This window comes from Pseudonocardia tropica (genome assembly GCF_040105315.1).
Lineage (GTDB): Bacteria > Actinomycetota > Actinomycetes > Mycobacteriales > Pseudonocardiaceae > Pseudonocardia > Pseudonocardia alni.
In genome coordinates, this window is sequence record NZ_JBEDNP010000010.1 from 169660 (window position 1) to 182344 (window position 12685).

The following is a 12685-nucleotide window of genomic DNA, read 5'->3' on the forward strand; positions in this document are numbered from 1 at the left end:
CGCCGTCCGGGGCAGGGTGGCGGGACCCGAGGAGAAGGAGACCCCCGTGCACAGCGCTCTGCGCGCGATCCCGGTGGGACTGGTCGCCGGGCTCTGCGCGGCCGTCGTCGCCTGGTACCTGGTCGGTGACGTCAGCACCGCTCCCACCGACGGGACGCGGGGCCTCGACCCGCCGGCCGCGCTGGAGGCGCTGCCGTGGCTCACCGGCGTCGTCGCGGGTGTGGGCCTGGCCTGCTGCGTCCTCGCCGTCGTGCGGCGGTGGGCCGCGGCGTCCCCCGTGGTGCTGTGCGTGGTGGCGGGCCTGCTGGTCGGGTGGGCCGGGCGCGTCATGACCGCAGCGGTGATCGGCGCCAACATCGGCGGGGGCCTGATGATGCTGATCGGGCTGCCGCTGGCCGGGATCCTGGTCCTCGTCGCGGTCGTGACCGCGCTCGTGATCGCCCGGAGGGCTCAGAGGGACGCGAGGATGTCGAAGCCCGACCCGTCGGCGACGGCCATGTAGATCCGCTGCTCGGCCCGGCCGTCGCGCACCGTCACCGGTCCGCGCGGGCCGACGTAGCGGCACCGTCCGGCGGCCTCGGACAGCCGGATCGGATCGGTGGTGCCGACCCGGTTCACCAGGGCGGCGAGGAACCCGACGCCCTCGTAGCAGGACTCGCCGGGCGCGCACGGCAGCGGCGCGCCGGGGCCGAACCGGCGGGCGTAGCGGGCGCCGAAGGCCAGGCTCTCCGCGGTCGGGAGGGCCTCGAAGTAGCCGGCGGCGGTGAACACGTCCTGCGACGACCCGGCCCCGGCGGAGGCGAGCATGCTCTCGTCCATCAGCGGGGAGAACCGGGCGTACCGGCTCTCCAGCCCGCGCCGGGCGAACTCGCGGTGGAACGCGACGGCGTCGGAGCCGACGAGCAGCGTCAGGACCCCGTCGACGTCGAGGTCGGCCAGGTCGTCGAGCACCGCCCGGTGGTCGGAGGTGCCGAGCGGCACGAACCGGGTGTGGTCCAGCGTCGGCCCGCCGGACCCGTCGAGCGCGGCCCGGGTCCGCGCGATCGACCGGTGCGGCCAGCGGTAGTCGTTGCCGATCACCGCCCAGCGCCGGACGCCGATCTCCTCGGCCATCCACCGCAGCGCCGGGGTGAGCTGGATGTCCGGTGTCTCACCGATCGGGACGACACCCGGCGTGGTCTCGCCGCCCTCGTAGAGCGCGGTGAACACGTACGGCACCAGTCCGCGCAGCGCGGAGGCGAGCCGCACCCGCACCGGGGAGATGTGCCAGCCGACGACGGCGTCGATCGCCCCCGTCCGCGCCGCCTGCGCGACCGCCGTCGCCACCTGCTCCGGCGCCCCGGACCCGTCGAGGATCCGCAGGTGGACGGGCCGGTCGAGGACCCCGCCCACCGCGTTCAGCTCCTCCGCGGCCAGGCGGGCGCAGAGGATGCACGACGGGCCGTAGATCCCCTCGGAGCCGGCCGAGGGCACGACGAGGCCGACGGTGAACGACGGTCTCGCAGCCGACGGCATCGGATCCCCCCACGGACGCTTCGACGACCGGAACGCCGGTGCGGCGCGGGGTGTTCCCGCCGTCACAGTCCTTCGGCTGCCCCCCGCCGACCTGCAGATCGACCGCGCCGCCAGGACCGGCGCCCCGCCCGCCGCGATGTGGCCGTGGATCGCGCGGCTCGGGCCGGACACGGCCGGCTCTGCTTGTTCGAGGCCGCATGCGCTGCCTGCACACATCCGGGTGATCGCGGATCGGCCCGTGTTGTCCGGTTCCCGGTTCCGGACCGGTGGCTGGCAGGGTGGCCGGGAGACCGCGGACCTTCGTCCGGCGGAACCGGAACGCGGCCGCCCGGGCCCGCGGACCAGAGGAGAGGAACCCGATGTCACAGCCGTACGCCGGTGGCCCCGCACCCACGCCGGCCGACAGCAGCCGGATCGCCGCGATCCTGGCGCACCTGTCCGCGCCGATCGCCGCGGTGCTGAGCGCCGGGCTGCTGAGCCTGCTCGGCCCGCTGCTGGTCTGGCTGGTCAAGAAGGACGACCCGTTCGCGCGCCGGGCCGCCGCCGGGGCGTTCAACTTCAACCTGACGTTCTGGGTGCTGTTCATCGTGAGCTGGATCCTGATCTTCACCGTGGTGGGGATCGTCGTGGCGATCCCGCTCATGGTCGTGCTGTTCGTCGTGTCCGCGTGGTGCCACATCAAGGGCGCGGTGCGGGCGTCGAACAACCGGAGCTACGACTACCCGTTCCAGCTGCGGGTGCTGTCCTGACCCTGCGTCGTCCTTCCCGGTGGGCTGCGTCCGCGGAGGGGCCGGCGTGAAGGTGACCTGGGAGGCACTGACGATCGACGTCCGCGACCCCGGTGTCTCCGCAGCGTGGTGGGCGGAGACGCTCGGATAGGACGTCGTGGCCGGGGACGGCGGCGTCGAGGTCCGTCCGCCGGACGGGCGCGGGGCGAGCCTGTTCTTCGTGGCCGTCGACGAGGTCAGAGGCGACGGGGCGTCAGCGCACGGTCACGTTCCCCACCCGTGTCCCACCCACGATGACGACGTGCGGCGTACCGCGTGACGCCGACGGACCGAGCCCGTCGCGGATCGTGCCGACCTCGGTGCGCACGTCCGTCGTGTCGACCGTGGCCCCTTCCGGTAGCCGTACGTCCAGGTTCCCCACCACCAGTTCGACGTCGACCAGCACCTGCCCGGTGACGAACCGCGCGCGGCGCATGTCGAGGCGGGCGTTGCCGAACCAGGACCGCACGATCACCCGCGGCGGGACGAGCCATTCGCCCGAGCGTCGGAGGTCTCCTGCGGTGTTCGTCAGCTCGAGCACGTCGCGCGCGAGCACCGTGTCGAGCGCACCCGGGAGGTCCACGACCACGCTGTTCAGCTCAGCCCGGGTGATCGCGGTCGACACGGTCGCCAGCCGCTCGGCGAGCTCGGGGCCGTCGAGCCGCCCTTCGAGATGGTGCCGGTCGAGCACGGCGGACACATGATCCCGTTCAGCGTGTGAGACGCGGAGGTCCCGAGCGGAGACCTGGGCATCGGAGCTCTCGTGGGGCGCCATGCGGACGACCGTAGGGATCGGAAGTCACGGACGAATCGGGGTCGTCCCTGAGGTTCACCCCGGTGGGCACCGGAGAACGGCCTCGTCGAGCCGACGGACGGCGCGACGTGCGTTCCGCTGGTCGGGGTGGCGGGATTTGAACCCACGGCCCCTCGCTCCCAAAGCGAGTGCGCTACCAAGCTGCGCCACACCCCGTCGCCCGCAGTCTAGCCCCGTCCCGACCGCACCCCGGCGCCGCCGTCGGCCCCCGGTGTGTCCCGCGCGACAGCGACCGGGCGTTGCTCCCCTCGCTTCCGTCTTCCTAAGGTAAGCCTTCCCTTAGTGAAGGAGGAGCGCCACGTGGCACCGGCCGGACTGCACGACCCCGCCGCCGAGCACGCGAGCTGCGGCGTCGGGCTGATCGTCCGCAAGGACGGAATGCAGACCCACGACGTGCTCACCCTCGCCCATCGTGCCCTCTGCTCGGTGCCGCACCGCGGCGGGATGTCCGCCGAGGGCGTCGGTGACGGCGGCGGTGTCTCGGTGGACCTGTCGGTGCCGTTCTTCTCCCGGCTCGCCGGCCGCGAGCTGACCCCGGGGCGGTTCGCCGTCGCCAACGTCTTCCTCCCCGCCGACCCCGATCGGGCCGCGGCGGCCGCGTCGCTGGTCACGCTCACCCTCACCGCGCACGGCTGCACCGTCCTGGCCGTCCGCGACGTGCCGGTCGACCCGTCGGTGCTGCGCCCCGCGGCCGTCGCACAGCAGCTCCCGGTGCGGCAGTGGATCGTCGAGGTGCCCGACGTCGCGGACCCGGAGCGCCTGGCGCACGGCGCGCTGCTCGACATCGAGTCCGTCGCCTACAGCGACGACGCCGTCGCCGGTCTCCACCCGCTCAGCCTCTCGACCCGCACCCAGGTCCTCAAGGGACGGCTGAACTCGTGGGAGGTCGTGCCGTACTTCGCCGACCTGACCGACCCGGAGCACCGGGTGCGCAGCCTCTACTTCCACACCCGCTTCTCGACCAACACCGACCCGCACCCGTCGATGGCGCAGCCCTTCCGGCTGCTCGCGCACAACGGCGAGCTCAACACCGACCGCAAGAACCGGATCGCCGACGAGGCCCTCGCCCGCGCCCGGGGCCGCCGGATCGTGCGCCCGCCCGGGCAGTCCGACAGCGCGCGGTTCGACCAGACCCTGCACGCGCGCGTGGCGGGCGACGGGCTCGACCTCGTCGCGGCCGTCGTCGCCGCGATGCCCCCGGCCTGGGAGAACGACCGCACGCTGCCCGCGCCGGTGCGCGCGATGCTGGAGTACCGGTCGCTGGTCGAGGAGATCAACGACGGCCCGGCCGCGCTCGTCTTCTCCGACGGCGAGGTCGTCGGCGCCCGCCTCGACCGGCTCGGCCTGCGTCCACTGCGGACCTGCGAGACCGCCGACTACCTGACCGTCTCCTCGGAGGCGGGCCAGTTCCCGTTCCCCGACGACGACGTGCTGCGCCGCGGCCGTGTCGAGGCCGGCGGGATGCTGTGGTGGAGCACCCGCGAGCGTCGCAGCTACGACACCGCGCAGACCCTGGAGCTGCTCGCCGCCCGCGCCGACCACGAGGCCCTCCTGGCCGGGGCCCGCACACCGGCGGCCGAGCTGCCGCCCGCTCCCGCGGGATCCGGGCCCGCCGCGACCGGTGACCTCACCGTCCACCAGCGCTACGTCGCCTACGGCCTGGACGCCGAGGCGTTCCGCGTCCTGCTCGACCCGATGCTCGACACGGGGGCCGAACGCGTGTCCGCCATGGGCTACGGCAACGCCATCAACGCGCTCAGCGACCGCGAGGGCGGGGTCGCGCACTACTTCTCCCAGCGCTTCGCCCAGGTCACCAACCCGCCGCTGGACCCGATCCGCGAGGCCGACGGCATGACCCTGCGCGTCGCGCTCGGCGCCCGACCGGTGCACGACGGCCCGTTCCACCGCATCGTCCTCGACTCGCCCGTCCTCGACGCCGACGGCCTCGCCCGCATCGGCGCCCAGCACGTCGTCCCGGTCGGCGCCTTCGCGCTGCTGCACGAGCCCGGCACGCTGGAGGCCGCGGTCGAGGGACTGTGCGCCGAGGTCGTCGCCTTCGCCCGCGAGGGCGGTGGCATCGCCGTCCTCGACGACCGCGCCGTCGCCCGCGACCGGGCCGCGGTCCCCGCGGTGCTCGCCGTCGCCGCGGTGAACCGTGCGCTGGTCGCGGCCGGTCTGCGCCCCGCGGTGTCGCTGGTCGTCGCCACCGGGCAGGTGTGCTCGGCGCACCACCTCGCCGTCGTCCTCGGGTTCGGGGCCTCGGCCGTGCACCCGCACACCGCCCACCTGCGCGCCGCGCAGCAGCATCCCGGCGACCCCGGCGCGGCGTTCGCCCGCTTCCGCGCCGCCGCGGAGAAGTCCCTGCTCAAGACCATGGCCCGGATCGGGCTGTGCACCATGGAGAGCTACGTCGGCGGCGAGTTCTTCGAGGCCGCCTACCTCGACACCCGCGACCCGGTGCTCGCCCGCTGGCTCCCGGAGGTCGACGCCCCGGTCGGCGGCGCCGGGTTCGCCGACATCGAGCGGTCGGTGCGCGACTGGCACGCCCGCGCGCTGACCGTCACCGGCCCCGAGGACGTGCCGCAGCTCGGGCTGTTCAAGGAACGCTCCGACGGTGCCGGGCACTCCTACGGCGCCGCCGCCGTCACCGCGTTCACCGGCCTGGTCGACGAACGGACCGGCCTCACCGCCGGCCCGGCCGACCGTGAGCTGCGGCTGCTCCCGCTCGCCGCGCTCACCGACTCCCTCGGCCTGCACGACGACGCCTACGTCCACACCGGGCTGGGCGCGCTGACCGCCGCCGAGATCGACGCGTCCGCGCCCACGCCCGGCTACCGCGAGCTCGTCCGGTCCCTCACCGCCGAGCGTGCGCGACGCCCGTCCGCGCTGCGCGACGTGCTGGTGTTCCCGCCGGACCTGCGCGACGGCCGCCCCGCGGGCGTCCTCGACCGGATCGACCCGGCGGGCAACGCGTGCATCGCCGTACGCGGCCTGCGGCGCGACGGCGACCTGCTGCACGTCGACGGCGACGCCGCCCCGCTGGCGTCCTGGCTGGTCGAGCGGTTCGGCGCGTCCGTCGCACGCCTCGACCACGGCACCCTGCGGGTGGTCGCGGCCGGGACGGCGGGGGCCTGGCTGGACCTGCTGGTCACCGCCCCCGACCCGGTCGCTCTCGACGACGTGCAGCCCGCCTCGGAGATCACCCGCACCCTCGCCTCGGGCGCGATGAGCCACGGCGCGCTCGTCGCCGGGGCGCACGAGGCCGTCGCGCACGGCACCAACATGGTCGGCGGGCTGTCCAACTGCGGTGAGGGCGGCGAGTCCCGCAGCCGGTTCGGCACCATCCGCGGCTCCCGGATCAAGCAGTTCGCCTCCGGCCGCTTCGGGGTGTGGGCGGGCTACCTCGCCGACCCGGTGCTCGAACAGGTCGAGATCAAGATCGCGCAGGGCGCCAAGCCCGGCGAGGGCGGTCAGCTGCCCGGCGCCAAGGTGACCGTCGACATCGCCGCCGCCCGCGGCGCGACGCCCGGCGTCGAGCTGGTGTCCCCGCCGCCGCACCACGACACCTACTCCATCGAGGACCTCGCCCAGCTCATCCACGACGCCACCGCCGCGCGGGTGAAGGTGGTGGTCAAGCTGGTGTCCTCGGAGGGGATCGGGACGATCGCCGTCGGCGTCGCGAAGGCCGGGGCGCACGTCATCAACGTCGCGGGCAACACCGGCGGCACCGGCGCCGCGAACGTCACCAGCCTGAAGTTCGCCGGGCGTTCCGCCGAGCTGGGCGTCGCCGAGGTGCACCAGGCGCTGTCCGCGCACGGCCTGCGCGACGCCGTGGAGCTGCGGTGCTCCGGGGCGCACCAGACCGGCGGCGACGTCGTCGTCTCCGCACTGCTCGGCGCCGACGGCTTCGAGTTCGGGACGACCGCGCTGATGATGCTGCGCTGCGTCATGGCGAAGAACTGCAACGTGAAGTGCCCGGCCGGGATCACCACCGACGCCGACGCGTTCGACGGCGACCCCCGTGCGCTGGCCCAGTACCTGCTCGGTGTCGCCCACGAGGTCCGCGAGACCCTCGCCTCGCTCGGGCTGCGCAGCCTGCGCGAGGCCCGCGGCCGCGCCGACCTGCTGCACCTGGCGCGGCACCCGTCGCTGGTCGGGCGTCTGGACCTGCGCCGCCTGCTGCACCGGGTGACGACCCCGCAGGTCGCCGACCCGGTGCGGGTCGGCGCCGACCACGACCACGACGAGCGCTGGTCGGCGACCGTCCGCGCCGCCCTGGCCCGCGGGGAGTCCGGAGTGGACATCGACGGGGGAGCGCTCGGCAACCGGCACCGCTCGGTGGGCGGGCGCCTCGCCGTCGACGTCGAGCGGATGCTGAACCACGAGGACGTCCCGGGACCGGCACTCGTCGACGACCGCGGCCGCCGCTTCCTGCCGCAGCGGTGGCTGCGGATCCGCACCCGCGGCGCGGCGGGGCAGTCGTTCGGTCTGCTCTGCAACGACGGGATGTGGCTCGTCCACACCGGCACCGCCAACGACGGCGTCGGCAAGTCCGCCTGCGGCGGCACCATCGCGATCCGCTCACCGGGCACCGTGCACGACGGCCGGCCCGGCAGCAACGTGCTCGTCGGCAACTTCGCGTTGTTCGGGGCCACCGGCGGCCGGCTGTTCGTCCACGGCGAGGCGGGGGACCGGTTCGCGGTGCGGAACTCCGGGGCGAGCGCCGTCGTCGAGGGGCTCGGCGACTTCGGCTGCGAGTACATGACCGGCGGGGCCGTGCTGAACCTCGGCGCCGCCGGGTCCGGCCTGGGCAACGGCATGTCCGGCGGGTTCCTCTACCAGTACGACCCGGCCGGGACGGTCGGGTTCTCGACCGACTCGGTCGACGTCGCACCGGTCTCGGGGTTCCACGCGACCGCCGTCCGGCTGCTGCTGGAGTGGCACGCCGACGCCACCGGCTCGCCGCTCGCCGTCCGGCTGCTCGAGCACTGGGACCGCGAACGCGCGCACCTGCTCGTCGCGACCCCGCGGGCGCTGCGGCTCTACCAGGACGCCGGGGAGATCCTCGCCGCCCGCACCCGCCGCGAGCTCGTCGACGAGCTCGCCGCCGCCCTCGCCGCGCACCAGCTGCGCCGGCACAAGCTCGCCCAGCGCGACGGCGTCCCCGTCGCGGCCGGGGCGGTACCCGACGGCGACGCCGGGGAGGGGATGTTCGTCCTGCTCAACGGCCTGACCGTGCAGACCGTCGCCGAGGAGGTCGCCGCCCGCCGCGGCGTCGACGCCCGCACGCTGCTGCTCACCGAGGACCACGCCGTCCGCGCCCGGCTGGTCCGCTACGCCCGCGACGCCCTGGCCGGCTACACCGACGACGAGCTCGCCGTGCTGGTCTCGGACAAGCGCGTCGGGGACCTCAAGCGCTCCCTCGCGCAGCGCGACGTGTACGGCACCGACAGCCCCGGCACCTACGGCTGGATCCTCGCCCGGGACGCCGCCAACACCGCGCGCCTGGGCCGCATCCCGGGCGTCGAGGAGCTGTTCGCGGCCCGCGCCGCACCGGACCTGGTGGGCGCCCGGTGACCGCGCCGCCGCCCCCGGCGCAGCTGAGCAGCCTGGCGATCTCGCCGGACGCCCCGTTCACCGCCGAGCAGCGGATCTGGCTGTCCGGCTACCTGGCGGGCGCCCGCAGCGCCGCCGCCGCGGGACCCGTCCGGAAGGAGACCGGGATGACCCCGGTGCACGTGCTCTACGGCACCGAGACCGGCAACGCCGAGTACGTCGCCGACCTGCTCACCGAGCGCCTCACCGAGGCCGGGGTGCCGTGGGAGCTGCACGAGCTCGACGCCGTCGACGCCGACGCCCTCGCCGCCATGAGCAGGGTGGTCGTCGTCTGCTCCACCTACGGCGACGGCGAGATGCCCGACAACGCCGACCTGTTCCGCAAGATGGTCACCGCCGACGACGCGCCGCGCCTGGACGCGACGTCGTTCGCGGTGTGCGCGCTGGGCGACGAGTCCTACGAGGACTTCTGCGCGGCCGGGCGGCTGCTCGACACCCGCCTCGCCGAGCTGGGGGCGACCCGGATCCTGGAGCGCCGCGACTGCGACGTGATGTGGGAGGACGCCTCCGCGCAGTGGTTCCCCGAGATCGTCGCCGTGCTGGCCGCCGCTCCCGCCGCGACCACCGCGCCGGAACCCGCACCCGAGCCGGAGCCGGTCCGCCGCCGCGACCGCCCCGCCCCGGTGCCCGCGGTGCTCGCGCACCGGGTGCGGCTGTCCGGCCCCGCCTCGGACAAGGAGATCCACCACCACGAGTTCGACCTCACCGGCACCGGCCTGACCTACGCCGCGGGCGACTCGCTCACCGTCGTGCCCGCCAACGACCCCGCGCTCGTCGAGGCGTTCCTGCACCACCTCGGCCACGACGGTGACGCCCCCGTCGGCGACCGTCCGCTGCGCGAGCTGCTGACCAGCGTGCACGAGATCGTCACCCCGTCGCGGGACCTGCTCGACGTGCTCGCCGAGCGCGCCGCCGACGCCGGGCTGCGCGCCGCCCTGCGCGAGGACCGGGCGGCCTGCCTGTGGGACCGCGACCTGCTCGGGCTGCTGCACGCCGCGCGGCTGCGGCTCGACCCGGAGGAGCTCGTCGGGCTGCTGCGCCCGCTCCGGCACCGGGCGTACTCGATCTCGTCGAGCCCGCTGCTGTTCCCGGACCGGGTGCACCTGACCGTCGCCGCGGTGCGCTACCGGTGCGCCGACCGCGCGGTCGGCGGGGTCTGCTCCACCCACCTCGCGGACCGGCTCGCGGTGGGGGACTCCGCCGTCGTCTCGCTGCAGCCGAACACCGGGTTCCGGCCGCCCGCCGACGACGTCGACATGATCATGGTCGGGCCGGGGACGGGTGTCGCCCCGTTCCGCGCGTTCCTCCAGGAGCGCGCCGCCCGCGGGGCGCGGGGCCGGAACTGGCTGCTGTTCGGCGACCGCCGCTCCGACCACGACTTCCTCTACCGGTCCGAGCTGCTCGGCTGGGCCGAGGACGGCCTGCTCACCCACCTCGACCTGGCGTTCTCCCGCGACCAGGCGGAGAAGGTCTACGTGCAGGACCGGATGCGCACCCACGGCGCCCGGCTGCACGCGTGGCTGGCCGGGGGCGCCCACCTCTACGTGTGCGGCGATGCGAGCCGGATGGCCCGCGATGTCGACGCCGCGCTGCACGAGATCCTCGCCGCCCACACCGGGGGCGAGGACGGTGCGGCCGGGTTCGTCGCCGATCTCAAGCGCGGGAAGCGGTACCTGCGTGACGTCTACTGACCCGGAGCGTGCCTCGTGACCCTGCCCCACACCGACCTCGACGTCCTGCTCTCCCACCTCGGCGGCGACCGGCTCGACCTCGACGCCGGCACGCTGGCGCGGCACCTCCCGCTGCTCGACGAGGTCGTCGCGACCACCGCGAACGGCAACGCCCTGATCAGCGAGCTCGGCACCTACGCCGAGCCGACCTTCACCGGCGAGGCGTTCGGAGTCCGGCCCGGCGCGGTGACCCTGCGCCTGTCCCGCCCGGCGGTGGCCTCGGTCGTCGCGACCCGGGCCGACGACGGGCACCGCGAGCCCGCCGCCCTGTGGCTGTTCGACGGCGACGGCGCGGCCGTGCACCGCGCGCACCTGCTGTCACCCGACGCCCCGCTGGTCACCGAGGTGCTGCGGCTGGCCCCGCGCGCCGACGACCCGCCCGCCGCGCCGCCGCCCACGGCCCCCGACGAGCTCGACCACCTCGGCCTGCTCGACGCGCTCACCGACGGCGGCGGCCGGGTCCCCGACGGGCTCGTCCCGGCCACCCCGCCGTGCGGCGTCGCCCGGGTCGTCGACCTGCTGTGCGTGCTCTGCGAGCACGGCGTCCCGGCCGGGCTGGCCGTGCCCAACGGTGGCTGCCTGCAGGTCGGGACGGGCCCGGTCGACCACGTCGATACCGGCGACGTCGTCGGCGTGGTGTCCGGCGCGGTGCAGTTCGCGTTCGCGCCCGGCGAGGTCGACACGGTGCGCCCGGTCCGCACGCACGGCCCGCACGGTCCGACGACGACGGTGCTCCTGACCGGTGCGGACGGTCGCTGCCTGGCTCTGGTCGGCCAGTTCGGACTGCCGCCGGTCGAGGTCGTGACGGCCTGGGAGCGCATGGTCCGGGACGTGCTCCTGCACCCGATCGGGTGACCGGTGAACGCGGCGGGCGCGGCCGCCGTAGAGACGGGCAATCAAGGATGAACCCGTCAGAAAGGACACCGGCATGCGCCGCACCCTGCCCCGTCTCGCCGCCGTCACCGCCGCCACCGCACTCGGCTTCGCCGCGACCGCGGGCATCGCGTTCGCCCAGGAGACCGAGGTCCCCGAGCCGTCCACGTTCACCAGCATGTACACCGTGAGCGCGACGCCGGACGCCGTCATCAACAACGACGGGCAGGCCGTCCCCGGCGAGCCCGGCGCGACCGGCGAGTTCAACTTCCGGATCAACTCCGACGACGAGATCATCTGCTACGACATCACCCTGCGCGGCGTGACCGGCGAATACCAGAGCCCGGCCAAGACCGCGACGCACATCCACGAGGCCGCCGTCGGGCAGCCCGGCCCGCCGCGCCTGGCGTTCCCGAACCCCGAGGGTGACGGCGACGTCCGCACCTCGTCGGGCTGCATGCAGGGCCCGTTCACCACCGGGCTCGAGGGCGACAACGGCCAGGACACCGCGACCGGCTTCTCGCTGAAGCAGATCGAGGCGAACCCGACCGGCTTCACCGGTGACACCCACACCGCCGACTTCGCGGCCGGCACGGTGCGCGGCCAGCTCGCCGCCGTCCCGATGGGCGGCGTCGAGACCGGCGCCGGTGGCTCCTCCTCCGACTCGACCGCGCTCTACGCGGTCGGCGCCGCCGGCCTGGCCGCCGCGGCCGGAGCGGGCGTGCTGATGGCCCGCCGGGGCCGTGCGCAGAGCTGACCACACGCGTGACCGGCGCCCGGGAGCCCTGCTGCTCCCGGGCGTCGTCGCGCTGGTGTTCCTGCTCGTGGGGTGTGGGGCACCGCCCGCCCCCGCTCCCGCCGTTCCCGCGCCTGCGGCACCGTCCGCCGGCGCGCCGCCCGCCGCGGTCCCGGCCGGTGCGCCCGTCTCGCTGCGCATCCCGGCGATCGGGGTGGACGAGCCGGAGCTGCTGCGGCTCGGCATCGCCGACGACGGCACCGCCGAGGTCCCGCAGGACTACCACCGTGTCGGCTGGTTCGACCGCGGCACCGCGCCCGCCCCGACCGTCCTGCTCGGGCACGTCGACTCGCGCGACGGGCCCGCGGTGTTCATCGACCTGCGCGACCTCGCCCCCGGCGACGTGATCGAGGTCGGCCGCGACGACGGCTCCGTCGACCGGTACGCCGTCGAGCGGACCGAGCAGACGCCCAAGGACGCGTTCCCGACCTTCGCCGTGTTCGGCGGTGCGTCACCGGACCAGCTGCGCCTGGTCACCTGTGCGGGCGACTTCGACCGGGGGGCGCTCAGCTACCTCGACAACATGGTCGTGCACGCCCGGGCGCTGTGACCGTTGCCCGACGCGCCGAGACGT

The 12685-nt window shown here is 75.0% G+C and carries 8 protein-coding genes, 1 tRNA gene and 2 pseudogenes; 8 read left to right on the top strand and 3 right to left on the bottom strand.

Features of this window, described 5'->3' with window-relative positions; genetic code table 11:
* Nucleotides 1–46: 46 nt before the first annotated feature.
* Nucleotides 47–502: a hypothetical protein gene (locus tag WHI96_RS18070; protein WP_345644178.1), complete on the top strand. Its 456-nt coding sequence runs from the start codon at nt 47–49 to the stop codon at nt 500–502.
* Here WHI96_RS18070 and WHI96_RS18075 read toward each other — a convergent pair.
* Nucleotides 451–1515: a substrate-binding domain-containing protein gene (locus tag WHI96_RS18075; protein ID WP_345644175.1), complete on the bottom strand. Its 1065-nt coding sequence runs from the start codon at nt 1513–1515 to the stop codon at nt 451–453. The genes WHI96_RS18070 and WHI96_RS18075 overlap by 52 nt on opposite strands.
* 359 nt (nt 1516–1874) lie before the next feature.
* Here WHI96_RS18075 and WHI96_RS18080 point away from each other — a divergent pair, with 359 nt between their 5' ends.
* Nucleotides 1875–2264: a DUF4870 domain-containing protein gene (locus tag WHI96_RS18080; protein WP_345644172.1), complete on the top strand. Its 390-nt coding sequence runs from the start codon at nt 1875–1877 to the stop codon at nt 2262–2264.
* Nucleotides 2265–2496: 232 nt separating this feature from the next.
* Here WHI96_RS18080 and WHI96_RS18085 read toward each other — a convergent pair whose 3' ends face one another.
* Entirely contained in the window at nt 2497–3057 is a 561-nt protein-coding gene (locus WHI96_RS18085) for a DUF1707 SHOCT-like domain-containing protein (protein WP_345644169.1), read from the bottom strand.
* A 118-nt stretch (nt 3058–3175) separates the two neighbouring features.
* Nucleotides 3176–3252: transfer RNA gene (locus WHI96_RS18090), tRNA-Pro, on the bottom strand.
* A gap of 144 nt (nt 3253–3396) precedes the next feature.
* Here WHI96_RS18090 and WHI96_RS18095 point away from each other — a divergent pair.
* The 6 genes and pseudogenes from WHI96_RS18095 (at nt 3397) to WHI96_RS18115 (ending at nt 12661) form a co-directional block, all read left to right on the top strand.
* Nucleotides 3397–8673 carry a glutamate synthase-related protein gene (locus tag WHI96_RS18095; protein ID WP_345644167.1) on the top strand — a complete coding sequence of 1759 codons (5277 nt, stop codon included), beginning with the start codon at nt 3397–3399 and terminating at the stop codon, nt 8671–8673.
* Complete coding sequence (locus tag WHI96_RS18100; protein WP_345644164.1) at nt 8670–10403, top strand: diflavin oxidoreductase; 1734 nt, start codon at nt 8670–8672, stop codon at nt 10401–10403. The genes WHI96_RS18095 and WHI96_RS18100 overlap by 4 nt, the downstream gene beginning before the upstream one ends.
* A gap of 15 nt (nt 10404–10418) precedes the next feature.
* A complete protein-coding gene (locus WHI96_RS18105; RefSeq protein WP_345644161.1) occupies nt 10419–11297 on the top strand; it encodes a ChuX/HutX family heme-like substrate-binding protein in 879 nt (292 codons plus the stop codon).
* Nucleotides 11298–11493: 196 nt separating this feature from the next.
* Nucleotides 11494–11865 (top strand): annotated as a pseudogene (locus tag WHI96_RS27895) (CHRD domain-containing protein); the annotation flags it as partial.
* A gap of 123 nt (nt 11866–11988) precedes the next feature.
* A pseudogene (locus WHI96_RS28030) lies at nt 11989–12072 on the top strand (CHRD domain-containing protein); the annotation flags it as partial.
* A complete protein-coding gene (locus tag WHI96_RS18115) occupies nt 12059–12661 on the top strand; it encodes a sortase domain-containing protein (RefSeq protein ID WP_345644155.1) in 603 nt (200 codons plus the stop codon). The pseudogene WHI96_RS28030 and the gene WHI96_RS18115, both read left to right, overlap by 14 nt.
* Nucleotides 12662–12685: the final 24 nt, after the last annotated feature.